The organism is Trichocoleus sp. Lan (genome assembly GCF_039961855.1).
In the GTDB taxonomy this organism is placed as follows: Bacteria; Cyanobacteriota; Cyanobacteriia; order Cyanobacteriales; family FACHB-T130; genus FACHB-T130.
The window spans coordinates 20,711-43,122 of record NZ_JAMPKA010000039.1; the positions used below are offsets into that span (position 1 = coordinate 20,711).

The following is a 22,412-nucleotide window of genomic DNA, read 5'->3' on the forward strand; positions in this document are numbered from 1 at the left end:
TTTGAGGACTAGCCTAATGCTGCTTGGCATTGATTTAGGAACAGGCTCTGCTAAGGCATTGCTCCTAGCGACAGACGGAACCACTATAGGTGAGGCGTCAAACTCCTATCCTGTTCATGCACCTCACCCCGGATGGGCTGAGTCTGAGCCAGGGGATTGGTGGTTAGCTGTTGCCTCGGCTGTGAGGAAGGCAGTGGGAGATCGCACCGAGCAGGTACAGGCGATCGCACTTTCAGGACAAATGCATGGTGTTGTCCTAGCTTCGGAGTCGGGTCAGCCTCTGCGTCCTGCTATCCTCTGGGCAGATACTCGCTCTAGTGCCACGCTTAACACTTATCATTCGCTCGATGCCACTCTTCTAGAGCGCTTGGGCAACCCGATTACGGCTGGAATGGCAGGACCAACTTTGTTGTGGCTACGAGAATACGAGCCTACTGTCTACACCGAAGCGCGTTGGGCACTTCAGCCAAAAGATTGGCTGCGGTTACGGATGACTGGAGAAGTTGCAACCGAACCATCTGATGCTAGCGGTACTTTGCTTTACGATGTTGTGTCGGACAACTGGGCTGGGGATGCAATCTCAGCGCTGAATCTACGTTGTGATTGGTTACCAAAAATTATCCCCTCTAGTGCGATCGCAGGTTATCTAACAACTGATGCTTCAGAGCATCTTGGCTTAAGAGTTGGTTTACCCGTTATCGCTGGTGCTGCGGATACGGCAGCGGCGGCACTTGGTAACGGACTACTAGAGCCTGGTTTGGTTCAACTAACCATCGGCACAGGCGCTCAAATCATTACACCTCGCTCCCAACCCATTATCGATCCTCATGGTCGTACACATCTCTATCGAGCCGCCGTACCGAACCAGTGGTACACCCTTGCAGCTATGCAAAATGCGGGGTTAGCGCTTGAGTGGGTGCGAGGTATCCTCGGCTTGAGTTGGCAGCAAGTCTATACTCAAGCGTTTTCTGTTCCCCCAGGATGTGAAGGGTTGACATTCTTGCCATATCTCACAGGCGAGCGAACTCCACATCTTGACCCCTATGTACGTGGGGCATGGGTAGGGCTTGGACTTCATCACACACAAGCGCACCTGATGCGGGCGGCTTTAGAGGGAGTTGCTTTTGCCTTGCGACAAGGTTTTGAAGCACTAGAGGCAACAGGTTTTAAAGCGACACAACTGCGTTTAGCCGGCGGTGGAACGGCAGAAATGCCTTGGAAACAATTACTAACTGATGTATTGAGAATACCCCTCTATGCAACTACCGTTGCTGCTGCTTCCGCGCGTGGTGCTGCTCTATTGGCGGGTATCGGAATTGGTGTATACGTAGATGCTAATGACACGCTCAAACTGGCAGCCACCCCAACGCTTGCTGCAACTCCCCAATCAGTTGATTCAAACTTAGAAGAGGCTTGGATGCGATATCAATCCCTTTATCCACAACTTAAAAAAATCTGAGAGAAGTTATGCCTCAAGAAGGTTAATTTAAAATGGGTATAAACTGAAATCTGTCTCTTCAGGTAGCGCCTGACTTCATCCTGAAACCCCTAGAAAAGAAGCTGGGCGACTGCCCAGAACTTGGCTTCTGTCAATGCGTAAATCCTACCATCGGGCAATTTTATGAAAATATACTCTGTAGCTGTTGATACTGACGAAGCCAGCAAATAATGACCAATCGAAACTACGCCAACCGAAACTTGCAAAATTGCTCTTTCAAAGGGCAGGACTTGGCTGACGCAGACTTCAGTGGCTCTGACTTGCGGGGGTGCAATTTCACCGGGGCGACCTTAATTGGGGCAACGTTTGAGAGGGTCAAAACGGGGCAGAGCCGCCGCCAGGTAAATATTCTAGTTGCTGCCGCTATCGTTGGTCCAGTTGTTTTACTTGTCTTCAGCGCGATCGCTGCCCAAGTGTCAATGGTATTGTTGGGCGATCGCTCCAATAAGGGACTCAACTTCTTTTTCAGTGCGCTTCCTATATTGGCTCTCGTTTTTGGCAGCTTCATCCGGGATAAGATTGCTTTCCGCTTTCCACAAATCACGAGTTTCTTGAACATTGCAGCTATTGCTGTACTGTTTGCAGTAATGGTGACGCTCACCCTTGGGCTTGTGATTGTTAGCATCCTTGGCTTCGTTGATGGAGCAATCGTTCAAGGATTGTTCCTCCTACTGCTGATGTTCGTTTCCGCGTTCTTGACCTTCCGTATTCTCAAATGGCTAATTCAAGCGATTCAAAGTAATCCTGGAACGTCCTTTAGGAAAGCGAACTTAACCGATGCCAACTTCAGTCATTGTGCGATTCAAAATACAGATTTTTCCTTTGCTGTGTTGACAGGAGCTTGTATCTTTGATTGGGCGATTAAACGCCACACTCAATTTACGAATATTTATTGTGAATACCTTTATTTGGAACCAGCGCACCAGAATCGGCAACCTGCTGAGGGTACTTTTCAACCGGATGAGTTGGAACGTGTACTAACTCAATTCATAGACTGAATTTTATTGAAGAATAAATTTTAACTTTTCAATAGCCGCAGGCAAGTAGTATTACAGCTTATAACAATCTTAAATAATGCGTAAATTTCAATAAAAACAAAATACATCGCGTCTCTAAATTAGGAAAAATACCTGTTTACAGCTTTAAAAAGATTGCTATATTACGGCGTTCACACCTATTTTTGAGCTAATTTGCAAGAGATATAATAAACATGACGAACATCATTTTTAGACGAGCATTAGCGGCTGATTATCCTGAAATTCTCGCTTTGCATAGAAAGAATCTCGTGTCTAACTTGTCTGAGCTAGAGAGGCAGAATGGCTTTCTATCAATTGACTTTAAGGATGATTTTCATCTGGCAGCGCTCAACGAAAATTTGGCAGTAATGGTTGCTGAGCAGGAGAACCTAGTGGTTGGATATGTTTGTGCAACAACTCAAGAATACTCTCAGGAGATTCCCTTGCTCAAATATATAATGAGCTTGTATCCAGACATAATGTTTTATGGGCAACCTTTAAGCAATTATCATTCCTTTTGGTATGGTCCGGTTTGTGTTGCAACTGCTTACCGTGGAAGTGGTATCTTACAAGGTTTATTTCAAGCACTTCTAGCTCAAGTCGCCACACAGTTCAATGCTGGCGTTGCTTTCGTAGTCAAGGACAATTTGCGAAGTCTTCGGGCGCATACTCAAAAACTTGGTATGGAGATGCTCAGAGAGTTTGAGTTTAACGGTCAATTCTACTTCATACTTGGATTCGCAGTTCCACCTTTGCCACCTTCCTAACCAATTTCTTTAAGAGCGCATCTGTTTGATTAAAGCCGAAACTTGTGTTTCTATGCGATCGCCTCGCACACAGTAGCGGCGCGTGTCCAGTGGTTGACAGGTGGGTTAGCTGAGGGCGATCGCGTCCTATCCATAACTTCCCAACTACCCCAGGTATTTACCCGTGGAAAGCTTTATTTTTTAAGTAGAAATTTATTTTCTAGTCAACAACTTTATTTTTTGTTTACACTTGTTTTCGATCTTGATAATTAGATTTCCTAGCTATTGCATCTGCCTAATGGCTGTTTGGTTACAGCTCATTTCCTCCTTAACTAGGATTGAGACTGCATAGCTCAAGGTAAAGAGAATGAAAGAAATCACGCGCCGCCAATTTATGGTTACGGCTACCCTGACAACAGGTTTTGCCCTAGCAGTGCAACCCATTTCTGCCAAAACGATTGCGACTGATGCCAAGGGATTAGTCACGGGTGCAGTGAAAATTCCAGTTAAAGATGGCGAAATTCCAGCTTACAGGGCGATGCCAGCAAAAAGTGGAAATTTCCCGATTGTCTTGGTGATTCAGGAAATCTTTGGCGTACACGAGCATATTCAGGATGTTTGCCGTCGCTTTGCCAAATTGGGGTACCTAGCGATCGCACCCCAATTGTTTGTGCGTCAGGGCGATGTTTTAAAGTTAAGCAACGTTGATGAAATTCGCCAAGTAGTCGCCAAAGTACCGGATGCCCAAGTGCTTTCCGATCTGGATGCTACGGTAGACTGGGCGGTAAAGTCAGCCGAGGGGAATGCCGATAAATTGGCGATTACCGGCTTTTGCTGGGGCGGACGCATTACCTGGCTGTACTCAGCGCACAATCCCCAAGTCAAGGCAGGCGTGGCTTGGTACGGGCGTCTGGTGGGCAATGCTACCGAACTGACACCCAAACATCCCGTCGATATAGCCTCGGCGCTGAGTGTCCCGATTCTCGGACTCTATGGTGGCAAGGATACGGGGATTACCCTGGATACAGTAGAGCAGATGCGCGATCGCCTGAAGTCCAGCAGCAGCAAATCTGACATCATTGTCTACCCCAACGCACCCCACGCCTTTTTTGCCGATTATCGCCCCTCTTACCGGGAGAAAGAAGCCAAAGATGGTTGGAAACGCCTCCAGGCATGGTTTAAGCAGCATGGCGTGTAGGATTTGGAGACATTCAGCGCATGGCAACCATACATTAATTATCTTTGAGCTGTCAGTTCGGCGCTGAAAGCAATCGCTAAAACCTAATCTTTGTAATATTCAGGAGACATCATCATGATCGACCTTTACTATTGGACGACGCCAAACGGACACAAAATTACTATGTTTCTGGAGGAAGTCGGGCTACCCTACACCCTAGTTCCGATCAACATTGGCACCGGCGATCAGTTTAAACCAGAGTTTCTCAAGATTTCCCCCAACAATCGCATCCCTGCAATCGTGGATCGCGAACCTGCTGAGGGTGGCGAACCGATTTCTGTTTTCGAGTCTGGTGCAATTCTGCTGTATTTAGCAGAAAAAACCGGAAAGTTGATTTCAGCAAATATTCGCGATCGCGCAGAGGTTCTGCAATGGCTATTTTGGCAGATGGGCGGACTCGGACCGATGGCAGGACAAAACCATCATTTCACTCAATACGCCCCTGAAAAAATTCCCTATGCGATTAACCGCTATGTGAATGAAACAGGACGTTTGTATGCAGTGTTGAATAAACGATTAAGCGATCGCGAATTTATTGCCGGTGATTATTCGATCGCCGATATCGCTGCTTATCCCTGGATCGTGCCCTACGAAAAGCAAAACCAAAAGATCGAAGATTTTCCCCACCTGCAACGCTGGTTTGAAGCGATAAAAGCCCGTCCTGCAACCATTCGCGCTTATGAGAAAGCAGAAGCTTTTAAAGATCAAGTAATCAGTCCAGATCAGGCGCGGGATCTGTTGTTCAATCAGTCCGCCGATACGGTCAAGCGCTAAATTTAAGCGGTTCTCACAGAAACAGCCGCTTCGCTATTTGCGATCTACCAGTCTTGATCGGTGGGTCGAATTAGAATTTCGTTGATATTCACGCGCGGCGGCTGAGTAACGGCATAAACGATCGCGGCTGCAACGTCCTCGCTTTGCAGGGGTACTATCGATTTACGCCGTTCTTCGGTGCGCTGTTTGGCTATTGGATCGGTAATGTGGCTGTCGATTTCCGTATCCACCATGCCTGGTTCGATGATGGTGACGCGAATGTTGTGCTTGCATACTTCCTGGCGCAACGATTCCGAGAAGCCATTGACTCCCCATTTTGTCGCATTGTAGCCACCGATTCCTACTCGTGCGGTTCGACCTGCAACGGATGAAATGTTAACGATATGTCCCGATCCTTGTGCCTTCAGGATAGGAAGAACCGCATGAGTTGCATACATCAATCCCAGAACGTTGAGATCGATCATGCGTCGCCAGTCAGAGGTATTTGCTCCCTCAATATTACCTGACAAAGCAATGCCCGCATTGTTGACGAGAATATCGACTCGACCAAATTGTGCGTTGGCTTTTTGCACTAGGTTCTGAACTTGAGTTTCATCCGTGATATCTGCCACGATTGGCAATGCTTTTCCACCCGTCGCTGCAATGCCATCTGCGATCGCATTCAGTCGGTCAAAACGTCGTGCTGCAATTACTACGCTAGCGCCTTCTACTGCTAAGGCGATCGCAGTCGCCTCACCAATGCCAGCTGACGCACCAGTGACGATTGCCACTTTTCCGTCTAATTTCCCAGTCATCCATACTCCTTAATTTCTAAGCTGCGTCTAGCTCCTACTGTGAAAACGATAGAATATCTGCTAGCAGAAGGTTAAGCAGAAACGATTTGGCTTTACCTTTATCGATGCAGATTGATATAACTACCGACGCTACTAGGATTCAGGGCTTCTGAGCGAAGTACGTCACGTCATCCGTTGGCAAGACAAAGTTTAAACTTTTTTATATAAAATGGCTCTTTATTGCTCGAATCGTTGTAGCAACCCGAAGATGGCATTAAGCCTCAACTGATGGGATAAAGAGCGATTCTAAAAGGGCTGATAATGAACGCAGCGATCGCAAGGCCCACTGGGATTAATCGTACATCGAAGCAACTCAGAGCGAGCATTGTATGAGCAGGTGATATCTCCGATTACCCAGCGCCCGTCCAACAGACTACACTCTGCCGGGGTATCGAACTTTTGAACGTAAAGAGCAATTTTGTGAAGCTGATAACGACCCGATTTGAGCAGATAGCGATGCCTACGTTCTAAAACCATATATGTTTGACCCTCGACTTCTAAATAGGCTCCAGGCTCAGGATTCCAGTCTAGATATAGATGACTCAGGGTAGAACGGGGATGGCTCAGAATGACTTCTGTAGGCAAAGGATTCAGCTTCATAACAAATTAATATCGACAGACCGCCAGAAAATTTGCATCAAATTCACGTCTATATACAGCAGTCCTATTTAAGTCCTAAGAAAAGTCATAAGAATACGTAGTGCGGTCATCTTGCCTGGGATTCAACGCAAGCAGGACGCTCACACTACGCAAAAATCTCACGACTGATTGAGGATTGCTATCGGTTATTGGCTCCGACAAATCGCTTCATCGGAGCCAATGCCCTAGTGTGCAGCCTGACGCTCTTTGGCTTCCTTGATCACCTCTTCTGCGATGTTACTGGGGCAAGGAGCATAGTGTGAGAACGACATTGAGAACTGTCCGCGCCCAGATGTCATGGTACGCAGATCGCCAATGTATCCAAACATTTCGCTCAAAGGCACATCTGCCTTAATGCGTGCCCCCGTCTGATTTGTCTCCTGAGATTTCATCATCCCTCGGCGGCGGTTAAGATCGCCGATGATATCGCCCATGTAATCATCTGGTGCGAAGACATCAACATTCATAATTGGTTCGAGCAGCTGAGGCGCAGCCTTAGGAACAGACTGCCGATAAGCGGCTTTTGCAGCAATCTCAAACGCCATTGCTGACGAGTCTACCGGGTGGAAACCCCCTTCAAGCAGCGTGAACTTTAAGTCCATGCAGGGGAACCCAGCCAATACACCGCGATCGACGCAGCTTTCAAAGCCTTTTTCTACTGCTGGCCAATACTCTCTCGGCACGGTACCACCTGTCACCTTTGACTCAAATTGGAAGCCGCTGCCTGGTTCACCCGGCTCAATTACATAGCCAATTTTGGCAAATTGACCAGAACCACCAGACTGCTTCTTGTGGACGTAGCTGTCTTCGAGGCGTTTCGTAATCGACTCGCGGTAGGCTACTTGAGGTTTACCCACCTCAACTTCAACCCCGTGGGTGCGCTTCAGAATGTCCACCTTGATGTCGAGATGTAGCTCACCCATCCCCTTGAGAATTGTTTCGCCGCTCTCCTCATCTGTCACCATATGGAAAGACGGGTCTTCTTGCACCATCTTAGTGAGCGCGGCGACCATCTTTTCTTCACCCCCCTTTTGCTTCGGTTTGACCGAAATGGAGATGACGGGTTCTGGAAAGACCATTGGCTCCAGCGTCGCGGGATTCTTGGGATCGCAGATGGTGTGTCCGGTTCGGATGTTCTTCATGCCGACGATTGCCACAATGTCACCCGCCTGAGCTGAGTCGATCTCTTCGCGAGAATTCGCATGCATCTCAACTAAACGGCTGACCCGCTCAGTCTTACCTGTCGCGGTGTTCAGTACGGTATCGCCTTTGGACAATGTCCCGGAGTACAAGCGCGTGAAGGTTAAAGCACCGAAGCGATCGTCCATGATCTTAAACGCGAGTGCCCGCAATGGTTTGTCTGGATCGACAAGCGCAAAGCTGCCTGTTTCATTCCCTTCCAGATCGATCTCTGGCTGCGGTTTGACCTCCATCGGGTTCGGCAGGTAGTCAACCACGGCATCCAGCACCAACTGAACGCCCTTATTCTTAAACGACGAGCCGCAGTAGGTCGGGAAAAACGCCAAGTCGCGAGTACCCTTGCGGATACAACGCTTAATATCCTCCATCGACGGCTCTTCCCCTTCGAGATACTGTTCCATCACAGCATCGTCCTGCTCAACCGCTAGCTCAATCAACTGTTCGCGGTAGGTCTCGACCTGATCGACCATGTCGGTAGGAACATCTTTGATCTTATAGTTCATCGGATCGCCAGAGTTGTCCCACACCCATGCCTTACGGGTCAGCAGATCGACCACGCCGCAAAACTGTTCTTCAATGCCAATTGGCAGCACCATTACCAGTGGCTTGGCTCCAAGCACTTGATCGACTTGCTTGACGACTCGGTAAAAATCAGCGCCCGTGCGATCGAGCTTGTTGATGTAGACGATACGAGCGACTTTGGAGTCGTTGGCGTAGCGCCAGTTGGTTTCAGATTGTGGTTCGACTCCACCTGAACCACAGAAAACACCAATACCACCATCGAGAACCTTCAGGGAACGATAGACCTCAATGGTGAAATCAACGTGTCCTGGGGTATCAATGATGTTCAGTTGGTGATCGTTCCAGAAACAGGTAGTCGCAGCTGACTGGATCGTAATCCCGCGCTCTTGCTCCTGTTCCATGAAGTCCGTCGTCGCCGCGCCTTCGTGTACTTCACCAATTTTGTGGATTTTACCTGTCAGCTTCAGGATTCTTTCAGTTGTGGTGGTCTTGCCAGCATCGACATGAGCGAAGATGCCAATGTTTCGATAACGAGTCAGGTCTTTCATAAATTGGTCTCTAGAGTAAATACAACGAACCGTTGGCGACCACCTGCAAGCATTACAAGCCAGGAAATCAATATTGCCTTTGTAGCCAGTGCAGGCTGGATTTCAATTACGCGGAATACAAAGAAATCCTTTTGCGTTTCTCTGGCGACATTACTAATTGTAAATTGTGGAATGTCAAGGTGACAGTGGTTAGAGAGATTAGACATATTTGCATCAGCGATATCGCAGCCGCAAAAGTGCGACCGCGCCAATTTCACTGTTCTCTACCAAGCCAGAGGTTCGGAGTTCGCTGGCTGGCGGCTCTAGTATTGTGCTTGTGCGGCTCTTGTTGGAGCGGTTAGCAGTTTCGAGAAACCCGAAAGCGATCGCTTTCGCGATTGAAGGCATATTCTCAACGAAAACTGAGTAACGGGAAAGCTGGCTCTGTACAAAAAGAACGCTGCTTTTACAAGCCTACTGGTAAGGTTAGAGTGAATGCGGTCTGTCCAGATAATGTCGGGTCAAGCGTCAGATTACCACGATGCGATCGCGCAATTTCCCGCGCCAAGCTCAGTCCTAATCCAATTCCCTCTACTTTGCGGGTTCGGGCTGGATCGCCGCGATAGAAACGGTCAAAAATTCGGTTTCGCTCATCCAGAGGAATCTCTTGAGAGCAATTACTGATGGTAATCAACACAGCTGTACTCTGACGACGAGCCTGAATCCGAATCCAGCCATTCGGGAGATTATATTTAATGGCATTGCTAATCAAGTTTTGCAAGACTTGAATGAGTAAGTCGCGATCGCCCTTTACGCGCAAACTATCAGCAATTTCTGTTTGAATCTCCAGATGCGGTGCTAGCAGTTCGATATCTTCCAGCATCTCAGTTAACAAGCCAGACAAATCCACCTCAACTCGATGCAGGTTCATTTGTCCGGCATCCGCTAGAGAAAGCAGCAACAGTTTACGCACAATCCCCGTCAGTCGGCGCACTTCATCCAGCAAATTGCTCAAGCTTTGTTGCACCTCGGAACCCGGATCGGCTTGTTGCAAGGTGCGTTCCAGTTCCCCTTGCAATATCGCTAGCGGAGTCTTGAGTTCGTGGGCAGCATCTCCACTAAAGCGGGACGCTTGTTTGAAACTGCGTTCCAGGCGTTCCAACATTTTGTTAAAAACCTGAATTAACTCGACAAATTCAACATCCGTTGTCCCGATAGGAATCCGTTGTTCCAAACCGCTAGCGGTGACATTCCCAATACTCGTGGTTAGTCGTCGGATGGAATGCAAGCTGCTTCCAGCAATTGCCCATGCACCTCCGGCTACAAGCAGAAGTACCCCTGGAATTGAAATCAGGAAGATGTTGCGGATGACGACCATCTCAGTTGCGATCGCGTTTAAACTCACTGCGATCGCAATTTGAGCAAAAGGTGTTGTAACGGCACCAATCCGCCATGTTCCGCTTGCGGTGCGCTGAGTAACGAATCGAGGCGTAGGCGGGGGTCGATCCGGCGGCGGTTGCGATCGCTCTGGAAATGGCGGGTTGGCTTCGGAAAAGGGGGCTGTTGGCCGCTCGGAAGGGGGTGATGGAAACGGCAGCAATTGGGGGTGCGATGTCCAAAGGTTTTTGGTATCGAGATCGGCAGTCCATTGCTCGGAACGATACAGCACATTGTTATCTGCACCGATTATTAGTAAGGCGATCGCTGTTTTTGTATCGGTTCTAAACAACTGCCCAAGTGAGTCTTCATAAGACTGCCAGCCACGCGGTCGAGGGCGACTTACCCGCATCAATTGGCTTTCCAATTCTGCATCCAGACGGCTCACCTTTGCCTCATAAATCAGCCACCAGGAAATTAATCCAAACCCAATGAGGGCGCTACCTGCCAGAACAGCAGACAATAGAGCAATCCGGATACGGAAAGAACGCAGCTTCACTCTTGAGACTCTGATTGACGAAATCGATATCCAACGCCGCGAATGCTTTCAATCCAACCCGCGCCACCGATAGAGTCAATTTTTTTACGAATCCGTTGAACGCACACATCGACCACGTTGGTATTGGGATTAAAGTCATAGCCCCAGATGTGTTCCAAGATTTGCGTTCGGGTGAAGACTCGTCCAGGCGATCGCATTAGGTATTCCAAGAGGTTAAACTCGCGGGTGGTGAGTTCAACGATATGTTGATTGCAAGTGGCTTCTCGCGTGATGCGATCCAGTTTGATGGGACCAACGCAGACTAGATTTTGGCGATCGCCCGCAGTCCGACGTATCACTGCATGAATCCGGGCAACGAGTTCTTCAACAAAAAATGGTTTCGCGATATAGTCGTCAGCACCCAAATTTAGACCTTCAAGTCGGTCATCCAATTCATTACGAGCAGTCAACAAAATGACTGGAACATTCTGTCCTTTCCGGCGCAGGCCCTTGAGGATAGACAAACCATCTTTTCCCGGCACCATGATGTCAAGCACGAGCGCGTCATACTCGTTGTCCAAGGCGCGAGTATACCCCTCGTCTCCGTTGTCACAGTAATCGACGACAAATCCCTGTTCCTTCAATCCAGCTCGGACGAAGTTGGCAATTTTCGCTTCATCTTCAACGAACAGAATATGCATGGGTTTCTCATGCGTCGGACGGCTTGGGCGTTTATTCAGTTTAACCTGTGGTTATCTGTAAGCCACCTGTTCCAATAAGTTTTCCCTGCAAATTCAGAAGTTAGCTCTATCGGCTAGGCAATAATTGAATTGACCAATTTTGGTAATTCTATGAAGCTAAATCAGTTGATCGCTGTGTTGCAATCTGTTAAAGCAAATGCCAACAAAGGCAAAGCCGAAGTATCGCAACTGGGTCAGAAGAATACATTATTTCAAGGATTGATCAGAACTTACCAGCCTAGAGAAGAGGATGGATTTGTATATCCTCCTGAATCGCAAAAACTGACGCTGAAGGCTGAGGATTTGATCGAAAAGTTTGTGCAATCTTGCTCTGAATTTTTAGACCTAGCAGCTACTCAGGACTACGCTAATACTGAGGCTAAAGCATCTGTCACAGTAGATGGACAGACTATTGTTGCAGAGGTTCCTGTTTCCTATTTATTATTTCTTGAAAAGCAGCTTCAGGATGTGAAGACGTTCATTGCTTCGCTGCCAGTGCTTTCGATTGACAAAGACTGGCAGCATGACCCCAATCGAGGATGCTACGTCACCAGTCCCAAAGAAACTGTGAAAACCAAGAAAATTACTGATTTTGTCGTTGCCTATGAAGCAACGGAACATCACCCTGCCCAAATCAAGGAGGTTTCCAAAGATATTGTGGAAGGAACCTGGAGTTTGATTGAGTTCTCAGGGGCACTTCCTCAAGACCGCGTGAATCGAATGCTGCGTAGAGTGGATATGTTACAAAAAGCCGTGATTCAAGCTAGAGAAGAAGCCAATAGCAAGGAAGTGCAGCAGCGGCAAGTTGCTAATGCGATTTTTGGCTATTTATTTGCAGATTAAACTACACTGGATTTGGAGTACAAGTTCATTTTTAGCGAGTAGGGATTTGCAGGTTCGATTCCTGCCCCCCAGTTTATCTGGGGGTAGGCAAATGGTAAAGCCGCCCTAGCGCATTAAGCTCAGAATAAAGCTCAAGCTATTGCTCCAATCTCATTTTAAAAATCGCTCCCTGTATCATTCTCTGTAGAACAAGGCTAGCGAGACGCGGGTTCAAATCCCGTCCCCTGCTCTAATTATGCAGGGGTAGTTTAGTGGAAAAACCTCACAGCATCAGATTGATTCTACGGAACCGGGAAATCTCTCATATAGGCTCAGCGACTTAAATCTTTCCCGGCATTCAGGATACGAGTGCCGGGATTTTAAATTGGGAACACTTTTGAGGTCATATCAAATTCGTTTAGATAGTCATAGTTTCGGAAAGGAGTTGGACGACCTTGCCCTTATGAGGGTTGTAATATGCAAATGGAACTTTAACTTGTTTAGTGGCATGGCTAACAACTGCGTGTACCGGATTGACTAATGCTTCTTGTGCTGAGTTCAAGCTGATCTGCAATCGATAACACTAGCCGTTAGACCTTAAAACAAATGTACAATTATCGCGCTAAATACGGAGAAGACTACAAGTATCATCTCACAGCCATACACTGGTCAAATGGGAATCTGAGAGCTAGCCTCACCGCATTCAACGAACAGGAGATAAAGCCTGTTCAAGTAGAATGGGAGCAGTAAGCAGGGCTAATCACATAGCAGGGACAGGAACAGCAGTTTGTGTATTTGAGGTGCTTGACCAGTGTTTGAGCAGCAATTGGACTAGAGACAATGCTTTAAGATTAATCTGTAGGGTAATGGCGATTATCTGAAGCAATTAAGGCTCAAGGGAAAGCAGTATGAACTTAATAACTCTCGCTGCTCAGAACATTAGCATTCATATCCTTGAAGCCGCTGCACCTGTCACCACTATGGAATGCAAGCTACTGCCAGTAGTGTTTGTGCATGGTATGGCGTGTTCCGCAGACCTCTGGGATGAACAACTTGCTTATGCCGCCCGGACTCGACGTGCGATCGCGATCGATTTGCGGGGACACGGTGCTTCCTCACTGCCTGAGGATGATGACTACTCTCCCGCCTCGTGTGCAGCCGATCTCTTGGCTGTATTAGAAGCCCTTGGACTTGAGCATATCGCGCTCGTTGGGCACAGCTTCGGAGCTTGCGTCGCACTCGCTGCGGCGGCGGCTAAACCTAACGCGATCGCGCAGTTGGTGCTGGTAGATCCACCAATCGATTGCACTCAGTTCCCCACAGAGGTATATCAGTCACAAATAGCTCCGATGCAAGCAGCGCTGGCAACTAACGACTGGCGAGCAGTGCTGGAAGACTCTTTCCGCAACGCACTGGCAGGAAGCACCTCGGCAACGCAAGAGCAAATACTCGCCCGCCTTGCCGCCACCCCAAAGGATCGGCTGCTTGGAACGTCTCGCGGTTTGTTTGCCTTTAAAGCACTAGAAGCTCTTGATGAGTACCTCGCTTCGCCAGGGGCACGCGCTCACGCTATTCTTGCTCCGTCGAATAACTCGCCGTTCAGCCTTCACGTCCTCCGTCCAGCACTAACCACAATCACTCTACCCGCTACAGGACACTGGCTCATGCTTGATGCGCCTGAGCCGTTTGCTACAGCACTCGATACCTGCCTAGCAGTCGTCTAACTAAGAAATCCGTTGTCATCTATGCTTGCTTCATCACCCGCGTTGAGGGCAAATATAGTAAGGATAAAAATTCTGCCAGTTCAACAAGTCCTTCTGCTTCTTGTTGTTCTGCTGGAGACGGCGTATGACCCTTATCCTGACGAGCCAACAAAGATTGCAAGTGTGTTTGAACCGCCTGGGGAAGTTGGAATCGAGTTAGTTTGATAGAAATCTCAACGATTTAGGGTACAAAGCTGTTGGCTGAATTAGGAACCTTGGGATAGCCTCGTTGTATTCCACATCTAACGCACATAGTTGAACTGGTCAAGGAAGGAAGTGAAGATCAATCTCAATGGAAACTGGGTGAATGGGGCATTTTCAGATGGGTGAAGGTAGATTGCGTTGCTGATTTCAGCGATCCTCACCGTATGCCCCTCGATAAAGATGTCATGAGAGCAGATTGGGGGTGGCAAGATACTAAAGCAAAATCGTTAGCCAGTCCCAGCCTAATGTCTCGGTGGAACAATATTGAAAGTTTGAGAACACATTTAAAGGAAGTGTTTAGCTAATAGCTGGACTTGAGTGTTTAGTTATTATACACGGCGGTCTAACAATCTCAATGCAGCTTTCTGTCGTTCGGCGCGATCGCTGTAGGTGATAAAAAACGTGCCTATAGTGCCAGTCAGGGTTGGCTGCACCACAACATACTGCCTTTGTGCAGCAGCTAGGGAAGGAATGAGGAGAGATCGCTCTTAAGTAGTAAAGCTATAAGGCTCCAGTAGTACCAAACTTGGTGCAGTTATCTTAGAAGTAGGCGCTCTAAAGAAAAGATTGTGTCAGCCGATTCCAGCAACTCAATCTCACGAGGGTTGCAGGCAAATTATGAAAAAGTCTAAAACAGCACTACAGGAGATTTTATGTACGGCTTAGTCAACAAAGCAATTCACGATATGGTGTGTAGTCGCTTCGGTGAAGAAACCTGGAAAGAGATTCACCATAAGTCTGAGGTCGAGGTGGATGCATTCATCAGCATGGAGTCTTACCCGGATGATGTGACCCACAGACTTGTAAAAGCTGCAAGTCTTGTTTTAGGTTTATCTGCTTCAGAAATCATGCAAGCTTTTGGAGAGTTCTGGGTTCAATACACCGCTGAAGAAGGGTATGGGGAACTAATGGCAATGAGCGGTGATACGCTTCCCGAATTTTTAGAGAATTTGGACGATCTTCATACCCGCATTGGAGTCAGTTTTCCGAAACTACAGCCTCCATCCTTCACCTGTAACGAAGTTGAAGAACAAACATTGCACCTCCACTATCATTCACACCGAGAGGGATTAGCTCCAATGGTAGTGGGATTAGTGCAGGGATTAGGAACACGTTTAGATACGGTTGTTGAAGTTACGCAGATCCAAAGTAAGTCTGAGGGTGCAGACCATGATGAGTTCTCAATTCAGTACAAGCCTCACTGAGCCTTTCTATGCACCCTCCCGATCTGACTTTGCCTCCTCAATTGTTTGCTCAAGCTTTTCCTTTTCATTTTGTGTTTAAGAGCGATCGCACAATCGTACAATCGGGGGAGGTTTTGCAGAGGCTTATTCCTCAAATCATCGGGTCACAACTTGACCAGTGCTTCCAAATTAAGCGTCCCATTATTCAAAATGCTAATTTTGCTGCTATTAGTAAGCAATCTCATAGTATCTTTACGCTGAAATCGCTTGATAGTGAAATGATTCTAAAAGGGCAGATGATGCCTATTACTGACAGCGAGGTTATTTTTTTTCTGGGTTCCCCGGTCGTTACGGAAATTAGCCAGTTAAACCAACTAGGAATTAAATTAAAAGACTTTGCAATTCACGACTCTGTTACCGACTTTCTCTTTCTTTTACAAGCAAAGGGTAAGTTGATGGACGAACTGACAGAGCAGCAGACCAAATTAAAAGATGCTTTGAGAGAAAAAGAGGCGATCGCTTCCCTGGCAGAGGCGAGAGCTAAAACCGTAGAACAAGCGCTCGAAAACTTACAGAAAACTCAATCGCAACTGATTCAAGCTGAAAAAATGTCTGGACTGGGGCAAATGATGGCAGGAATTGCCCATGAGGTCAACAACCCGCTTAACTTTATCAACGGTAATCTTAGCCACATAAACAACTATGTTAAGGATTTAATAAGCCTGCTCAACCTCTATCAAAAAAACTTTCCTCAAGCCTCTCCTGAAATCATTAATTACATGAAGGAAATCGACTTGGAGTTTTTGCTGGAGGATTTACCCAGTCTCGTCTCATCTGTAGAAATGGGAGGTCATCGCATTAGAGATATTATTTTGTCATTACGAAACTTTTCTAGATTAGATGAAGCAGAACAAAAAAATGTGGACTTACATGAAGGAATTGAGAGTACATTATTAATTCTAAATCACAAGCTGAAACATGATGTTGAGGTTGTTAGGAACTATGGATGTCTGCCAAAAGTTTTGTGTTATCCAGCCCAGCTAAACCAAGTTTTCATGAATATTCTTTCTAATGCTGCTGATGAATTATTAGAGACAGATATAAAATCCAAGCAGATTGCGATCCAAACCAGTGTAAATGAATTGAATTACGCCTGTATTCGCATTCAAGATAATGGGAAAGGCATTCCTCTGGAAATTCAAGAGAAAATTTTTACTCCATTCTTTACGACCAAACCTATCGGCAAAGGTACAGGATTAGGACTATCAATCAGCCATCAAATTATTGAAAAACATCATGGTTCAATCGAGGTAATCTCTGAAGTAGGAAAGGGAACCGAATTTACTATTAAAATTCCACTTTCCTAATTGCAGTATGTTTCTCTAGGTCAAGGGATAAAGTTACTGAGCGATCGCACACGATTCCATTTTGCGATCGCGTTGTTATGTCTTGCACTCATAGCAAAACTCGTGAGGAAGCAATTCGTAATGGTAAAAACGTAATCGAAATGTAAGAGGATGCATAGCTTGCAAAAGGTGAATTCCTCCCTGAACCTAGTATGCTGCAAATTGCTTAATTCTTATTAATCTTCTGACGCAGATTGGGCACAAAATCTGTTTTGACTTGACCTCAAACATCAAAGCAGGGACTAACTGAGTATAGTCTCCTGTTGCTTGCCGCGATCGCTTTCCTTGGACTCAAAGCCTAATCGCTTCGATTCAGCTAGATACAGACTATTCAACAGAATTCTCATGTAGATAAATCTACATAGAAAATATAGTTGAAACAGGTGCTGTTTGATAGCGAATGCGGTACAACTAATAGTTGTGCAGCTTATGTTATGAGTGAGGGAATTATTGGAAATTTGTCTGTTAGCATCTAATGTGAAATAGTTTTGAATTGGTGGTAAAAATGGAGTCAATATGAATCAGCAGTTGCCTCAGTTCATCCACCGTGTTGTTGAACGTTTACAGTCAATTCAGGGAATTGCAGCGATCGCTCTAGGGGGTTCAAGGGCACGAGGCAACCATACACAGAAGTCAGATGTGGATCTGGGAATCTATTACAATCCAGAGAATCCGCTTGATGTGACTGCTCTAAATCACCTCGCCTCTGAACTTGACGACAATCATCGCGCAAATCTAATCACCCCAATTGGTGGATGGGGGAAATGGATTAATGGCGGTGGTTGGCTAAAGGTAGAAGGAGTATCTGTAGATTTTCTCTATCGTGATGTGGCTCAGGTTAATCGTGTCATTAATGATTGCCATGCTGGGAAAATTACTATTGATTACCAACCAGGGCATCCACACGGCTTTGTGTCCTCTATTTATATGGGTGAAGTTGCAATTTGTCTGCCACTTCACGATCCGTATAACGTTTTAGATGCTTTAAAGGCAAAGACAACCCCTTATCCTATTCAGCTTAAACAAGCAACTATTGATACTTTTGCCTGGGAAATTAGTTTCTCACTGTTCATTGCACAAAAGGCAATTGCACGCGGTGATGTTGCCTATGCAGCAGGTTGCTGTTTCCGCAGCGTAGCTTGTATGAATCAGGTATTATTTGCACTCAATGAAGAATACCTATTGAATGAGAAAGGTGCGGTGGCAGTTGCCAACAGCTTTGCACTCTGCCCACAAAACTATCAACAACGGATTGAGTCAGTGTTTGCTTTGTTAGCGGCTGATGCAAAATCAATGATGGATGCGATCGCAATCCTTGAAGGAATTGAGCATGATTTGAGCCGATGGTATGGCAATCGCCGGTTAGATATGTAAAGTCTAAAGGGCTAGCATTGAGCATAGTCTCCTGTTACTTGCCGCGATCGCCTTAGCTTTGGTTGCTGAATCAATTTGACTGACGCAGGCTTCAGGAATGATGAATTTTCAAGTTCTGAGTGTCGCTTGAGCGATCGGCAAACGCTTTGAATTCGATCGCATCGTGACTGCAAAAGAGGCGCACGTCGTTACTGCGATCGCCTGATCATGCACGTAGCCGATCTTGATCATGGAGCCTCGGCTCGCGATCCACTACTACCAACACCAATGTCCCAAGCATCGGTTAGGTTAATAAAGAAACACTACTAGCTAGATAAATTATGCAATACGTGTTAATTATCCATGAAGTTGAAGACTACGAGTCGTGGAAGAAGGTTTTTGACAATGCATCCGACATAAGAAGGGAAGCTGGAGAGAGGTCGTATCAGGTCTTAAAGTATGAAAGCGATCCCAACAAAGTGGTGCATTTCTCATTGTGGACATCGATAGACGATGCCAAGCGTTTTTTTGAATCTCCTAAACTCATTAGAATCAGAGCTGAAGCCGGAGTAAAGGCTCCTGATTTCATATACTTGGAGCAACTAGAGTCAGGCACTTTGTAGGATCGGGTAGTAAAAATTCCCTACAAGTCTGTCTGCGTGTCTATGACACAAATCCAACTCGCCTCTCCTAAAATTATACTAAGGAAGGACGAGGATTTATGAGTTGATACAGCACGATCGTTCAATGGTAGTAATTGGACATTGCTGACCTCTATTTTTACGCACTGACTACCGTAGCTTGTCCTTTTGCTACTGTAGCTAAAATAGCTAAGACTTCTGGTGCTAATGGCTTCAAATTTGCTAAACGATTGGATGGTGCTGTGAAGACGCGATCGCAACTGTACGAGGATGTATGTCTTGCGTCTATGTCAATCTATTCCTGAACCCAGTACGCTGCAAAAGCGTACTTTATCCTAGTATTAACATTTAATTAAGCGATTACTTAAAATGTCGAAACTACTTGAACGAATCATAGTAAATCCTAGACTGTATGGCGGTCGTCTCTGTATTTATGATTAAGCGGATGAAATGTGGAGAAGTACGAATATGTCTTTAACAGGCCATGTGTATTCAAGCGGTTTTAAGCTTCAGTATATTGTTGAGGGTGACGGTACTCCTACCATCGTGGTTGGAAGTTCACTGTATTACTCTAGAACGTTTTCTAATAATCTTCGTAGTAGTCTAAAGTTGGTCTTTGTCGATCATCGAGGTTTCTCACCTCCTTCTAATTGTAAAGACACCTCTTTGTTCCAGTTAAACTCACTGGTTGATGATATTGAACTGGTTAGGAAAGAGCTAGGATTTGGCAAGATTATTGTTATTGGTCATTCAGGTCATGGATTTATGGCGCTGGAGTATGCCAAGAAATATCCTGCCAATGTGTCTCATGTGGTAATGATGTGTGTAGGACCAAATTACTCGCGTGAAGGGCATCTTGCGGCGGAACGATATCTGAATGATTCTGTTTGTCCTGAGCGTAAAGCAGCTCTTGCTAAAAACCTGACCAGGTTGCCTGAAGAAATATCTGCTGCGCCTGAGAAAGCTTTTATTGCCTATTGCCTTCTCATGGGACCCAAAAGTTGGTTTGACTACAACTATGACGCGACAAAACTTTGGGAAGGTATAGAAGTCAATATGGCTATGTTTGATTATGTCTGGGGCGAGGTTTTTCGGGATATAGATATTACTGAGAACTTAGATAAGTTGCAAGCACCTGTATTGCTTGCACTTGGTCGCTACGATTACCTCGTTCCACCACCCTATATGTGGGAAGGAGTAAGAGACAAGTTTAGTAATCTTACTATCCGCATATTTGAGAAGAGCAGCCATGCGCCTCACTTTGAAGAGCCAGAGCTATTTGACAAAGAGTTACTCGATTGGCTTTTCAATCGCTAACCCTTTTTTGATAGGAAGCCTAACATTTTCTTATCTTCATATAAACTAATCGCAAGTCAACTAAAACCCTAACATGTGTTCATACAGCTAAAAATTCCTGAGTCTTCTGACGCAACTTAAATAAGAAGTCAGTTTTGGACTTGACCTCAAACATCAGATCGGGGACTAACTGAGCATAGCCTCCTGCTGTTCAGCGCGATCGCTCTTAATTCCTGCTTCTTCAATCAATCCGATTGACGTAGACTTCATGAATGATGAATTTTCAAGTTCTGGGAGTCGCTGGACTGGTCGGCGAAGGCTTTGAACTCGATCGCATCGTGACTGCAAAAGAGGCGCACGTCGTTACTGCGATCGCGCGATAATGCACGCAGCTGATCTTGATTGTGGAGCCTCGCCTCGCGATCCACCTCCATCATCCATTGGTAGAAACGCATTCCCGGCGTGCAACGTGGTTCGGAGGAGTCCATCTCGTGTCGGTAAAAGTAGGCATCGCCTGCATTCAGGAGCCAACTATCTCCTGTCTGGATGGCAATGCCAGCATGACCCCGTGTGTGACCAGCAAGCGGAACTAGGAGAATCTCTGGCGGTAGTCCGTCAAGATCGCGGACAGCCTGGAAGCCGAACCAGGGTTCGCCTCCCGGCGAATAGAACTTCCAGCGTTTTACCTCGTCCCACTGCTCTGGACGATAGCGCTGGCTGGTAATGAAGCCGTGCCGATCCTGCGCTGCGTCAATTTCAGTCTGCATTACGTGTACGGTTGCTTCAGGGAAATCTTCCAGCCCACCAGCATGATCGAAATCGAGGTGGGTAAGCACGATATGGCGCACGTCCCGTGCGGAAAATCCTAGTTGCTCGACCTGAGCGATCGCCGTGTACTTGCGATCGAACTGGATACCGTTGAAATGAATAAAAAACGGGCTGAGTCGCTCGTAAGGTGACTTAACATCGCGCAGACCAAAGCCAGTATCGATTAGAACGAGTCCCTGGTTCGTCTCCACGAGCAGACAGTGACAGACGAGGCGAGCCGTCAAACCGCGACTGAAGCCATCGGAGAGCGCCCCACCGACCGGACACATACAGCCACAATTGAGATGATGAATGTGCATAAATGTTCTGCTTTAAACTACTTTTTGCCTACGGGTATTGATGTCTGCACCTCATTCGACGCTTGCATTTGCTCCGGTCGGTATGAGAATGCCTGCCAAAACGCCTTTATATACAACAGATGATCGGGAAGGCACTGTGTGCGTTACTTGTTAGCCGACTCAGACTCAGTCATCTGACGATGCAGTTCAGCCTTGAGGGTATCAGGCAAAACCTTGCTCACATTGCCCTGAATCTTCGTCAGGAGCGAACCAGCGATGATGTGATCCTTGCCTGCCATTAAGGCATCGAAACCTTGTTTGGCGACTTCAGCCGGGTCATCGTTCTGTTTTGTACCCACCGTGGTGTCGTCCATTCCCGCACGATGGAAGAAGTTGGTATCGGTTGGCCCAGGCATGAGTGAGGTAACAGTGACGCCTGTGTCCTTTAACTCGTTGCGTAGCGCTTCCGAGAAGGAGTGTACAAATGCTTTGGAAGCCGCGTAGACTGCTTCAAATGGCCCTGGCATGATGGCAGCAATTGACGAACTGAAGAGGATTCGACCCTTGCCGCGCTCGACCATATCTTTCACTACCCGTTTGGCGAGATGCACAGATGAAACGACGTTCAGGTTGATGAGATTCAGCTCGTCCTTTAGGTCAGTCTCGCGGGCGAAATCACCACCGACACCGACCCCGGCGTTGATTGCGATCGCCTCTACCGATCTGCCAGTCGCCTTAATTTGGTTGTAGAGTGTCTCAACACCGTCATAAGTAGCAAGATCAGCCTGCACCGTCTCGACTTTTGCACCCAGTCCCTCAAAGGTTTGAGCGGCTTCATCGATACTCGATCCGGTGGCTGTGACGAGGAGATCAAAGCCGTTTTGGGCGAACTGTTTGGCAAGCTCGTAACCGATGCCCTTGGAGGCACCTGTCACGACAGCCAGAGGTCGGTTCGACGAACTATTCATAACCATTCAAACTCCTGTAGGA

Annotated in this window: 22 protein-coding genes; 12 read left to right on the plus strand and 10 right to left on the minus strand. The window is 46.8% G+C overall.

The window, feature by feature from the left end:
* The first annotated feature begins 16 nt into the window (after positions 1-16).
* The 5 genes from xylB (at position 17) to NDA03_RS24775 (ending at position 5,271) form a co-directional block, all read left to right on the plus strand.
* A complete protein-coding gene (xylB, locus tag NDA03_RS24755) occupies positions 17-1,459 on the plus strand; it encodes a xylulokinase (protein WP_348239447.1) in 1,443 nt (480 codons plus the stop codon).
* Positions 1,460-1,668: 209 nt separating this feature from the next.
* On the plus strand, positions 1,669-2,496 hold the full coding sequence (locus NDA03_RS24760) for a pentapeptide repeat-containing protein (protein ID WP_348239448.1): 828 nt from the start codon (positions 1,669-1,671) through the stop codon (positions 2,494-2,496).
* A gap of 212 nt (positions 2,497-2,708) precedes the next feature.
* Positions 2,709-3,281 (plus strand): GNAT family N-acetyltransferase, encoded by a 573-nt coding sequence (locus NDA03_RS24765; protein ID WP_348239449.1) that lies wholly within the window; start codon positions 2,709-2,711, stop codon positions 3,279-3,281.
* A gap of 346 nt (positions 3,282-3,627) precedes the next feature.
* Positions 3,628-4,458, plus strand: coding sequence for a dienelactone hydrolase family protein (locus tag NDA03_RS24770; protein ID WP_190679385.1), 831 nt, complete (start codon positions 3,628-3,630; stop codon positions 4,456-4,458).
* A gap of 114 nt (positions 4,459-4,572) precedes the next feature.
* A complete protein-coding gene (locus NDA03_RS24775; protein ID WP_348239450.1) occupies positions 4,573-5,271 on the plus strand; it encodes a glutathione binding-like protein in 699 nt (232 codons plus the stop codon).
* A 44-nt stretch (positions 5,272-5,315) separates the two neighbouring features.
* Here the strand turns inward: NDA03_RS24775 and NDA03_RS24780 are convergent, their stop codons facing one another.
* The 6 genes from NDA03_RS24780 to NDA03_RS24805 all read right to left on the minus strand — a co-directional run bounded on the left by NDA03_RS24780 (position 5,316) and on the right by NDA03_RS24805 (position 11,608).
* A complete protein-coding gene (locus tag NDA03_RS24780) occupies positions 5,316-6,065 on the minus strand; it encodes an SDR family oxidoreductase (RefSeq protein ID WP_348239451.1) in 750 nt (249 codons plus the stop codon).
* Positions 6,066-6,350: 285 nt separating this feature from the next.
* Complete coding sequence (locus NDA03_RS24785) at positions 6,351-6,704, minus strand: DUF6464 family protein (protein WP_190412930.1); 354 nt, start codon at positions 6,702-6,704, stop codon at positions 6,351-6,353.
* A gap of 224 nt (positions 6,705-6,928) precedes the next feature.
* Positions 6,929-9,013: an elongation factor G gene (gene fusA / locus NDA03_RS24790; RefSeq protein ID WP_190412929.1), complete on the minus strand. Its 2,085-nt coding sequence runs from the start codon at positions 9,011-9,013 to the stop codon at positions 6,929-6,931.
* Between the two features lie 213 nt (positions 9,014-9,226).
* Positions 9,227-9,400: a hypothetical protein gene (locus tag NDA03_RS24795; RefSeq protein ID WP_348239452.1), complete on the minus strand. Its 174-nt coding sequence runs from the start codon at positions 9,398-9,400 to the stop codon at positions 9,227-9,229.
* Between the two features lie 58 nt (positions 9,401-9,458).
* Complete coding sequence (locus tag NDA03_RS24800; protein ID WP_348239453.1) at positions 9,459-10,928, minus strand: ATP-binding protein; 1,470 nt, start codon at positions 10,926-10,928, stop codon at positions 9,459-9,461.
* Positions 10,925-11,608, minus strand: a complete 684-nt coding sequence (locus tag NDA03_RS24805; protein WP_190525517.1) for a response regulator transcription factor — start codon at positions 11,606-11,608, stop codon at positions 10,925-10,927. Before NDA03_RS24805 ends, NDA03_RS24800 begins: the two co-directional genes overlap by 4 nt.
* A 150-nt stretch (positions 11,609-11,758) precedes the next feature.
* On the opposite strand from NDA03_RS24805, the gene NDA03_RS24810 reads away from it, so the two are divergent.
* Complete coding sequence (locus NDA03_RS24810; RefSeq protein WP_348239454.1) at positions 11,759-12,490, plus strand: hypothetical protein; 732 nt, start codon at positions 11,759-11,761, stop codon at positions 12,488-12,490.
* An 887-nt stretch (positions 12,491-13,377) separates the two neighbouring features.
* Positions 13,378-14,193, plus strand: coding sequence for an alpha/beta fold hydrolase (locus NDA03_RS24815; RefSeq protein ID WP_348239455.1), 816 nt, complete (start codon positions 13,378-13,380; stop codon positions 14,191-14,193).
* A gap of 19 nt (positions 14,194-14,212) precedes the next feature.
* On the opposite strand, the gene NDA03_RS24820 is transcribed toward NDA03_RS24815, so the two are convergent.
* Positions 14,213-14,413, minus strand: coding sequence for a hypothetical protein (locus tag NDA03_RS24820; protein ID WP_190531224.1), 201 nt, complete (start codon positions 14,411-14,413; stop codon positions 14,213-14,215).
* Positions 14,414-15,089: 676 nt separating this feature from the next.
* Between NDA03_RS24820 and NDA03_RS24825 the strand changes: the two genes are divergently transcribed.
* The 3 genes from NDA03_RS24825 (at position 15,090) to NDA03_RS24835 (ending at position 18,400) form a co-directional block, all read left to right on the plus strand.
* A complete protein-coding gene (locus NDA03_RS24825) occupies positions 15,090-15,641 on the plus strand; it encodes a heme NO-binding domain-containing protein (protein WP_348239456.1) in 552 nt (183 codons plus the stop codon).
* Positions 15,642-15,649: 8 nt separating this feature from the next.
* Positions 15,650-16,987, plus strand: a complete 1,338-nt coding sequence (locus tag NDA03_RS24830; RefSeq protein ID WP_348239457.1) for an ATP-binding protein — start codon at positions 15,650-15,652, stop codon at positions 16,985-16,987.
* Positions 16,988-17,542: 555 nt separating this feature from the next.
* Positions 17,543-18,400, plus strand: coding sequence for a nucleotidyltransferase domain-containing protein (locus NDA03_RS24835; protein WP_348239458.1), 858 nt, complete (start codon positions 17,543-17,545; stop codon positions 18,398-18,400).
* Between the two features lie 108 nt (positions 18,401-18,508).
* Here NDA03_RS24835 and NDA03_RS24840 read toward each other — a convergent pair whose 3' ends face one another.
* Complete coding sequence (locus tag NDA03_RS24840) at positions 18,509-18,631, minus strand: hypothetical protein (RefSeq protein ID WP_348239459.1); 123 nt, start codon at positions 18,629-18,631, stop codon at positions 18,509-18,511.
* A gap of 89 nt (positions 18,632-18,720) precedes the next feature.
* Here NDA03_RS24840 and NDA03_RS24845 point away from each other — a divergent pair, with 89 nt between their 5' ends.
* Both NDA03_RS24845 and NDA03_RS24850 read left to right on the plus strand, forming a co-directional pair.
* Entirely contained in the window at positions 18,721-19,002 is a 282-nt protein-coding gene (locus NDA03_RS24845) for an antibiotic biosynthesis monooxygenase (protein ID WP_190412920.1), read from the plus strand.
* A 486-nt stretch (positions 19,003-19,488) separates the two neighbouring features.
* Entirely contained in the window at positions 19,489-20,337 is an 849-nt protein-coding gene (locus NDA03_RS24850; protein ID WP_348239460.1) for an alpha/beta hydrolase, read from the plus strand.
* Positions 20,338-20,582: 245 nt separating this feature from the next.
* Here NDA03_RS24850 and NDA03_RS24855 read toward each other — a convergent pair whose 3' ends face one another.
* Together NDA03_RS24855 and NDA03_RS24860 are read right to left on the minus strand one after the other, a co-directional pair.
* Positions 20,583-21,443: an MBL fold metallo-hydrolase gene (locus NDA03_RS24855; protein WP_348239461.1), complete on the minus strand. Its 861-nt coding sequence runs from the start codon at positions 21,441-21,443 to the stop codon at positions 20,583-20,585.
* Between the two features lie 143 nt (positions 21,444-21,586).
* A complete protein-coding gene (locus NDA03_RS24860; protein WP_348239462.1) occupies positions 21,587-22,390 on the minus strand; it encodes an SDR family NAD(P)-dependent oxidoreductase in 804 nt (267 codons plus the stop codon).
* Positions 22,391-22,412: the final 22 nt, after the last annotated feature.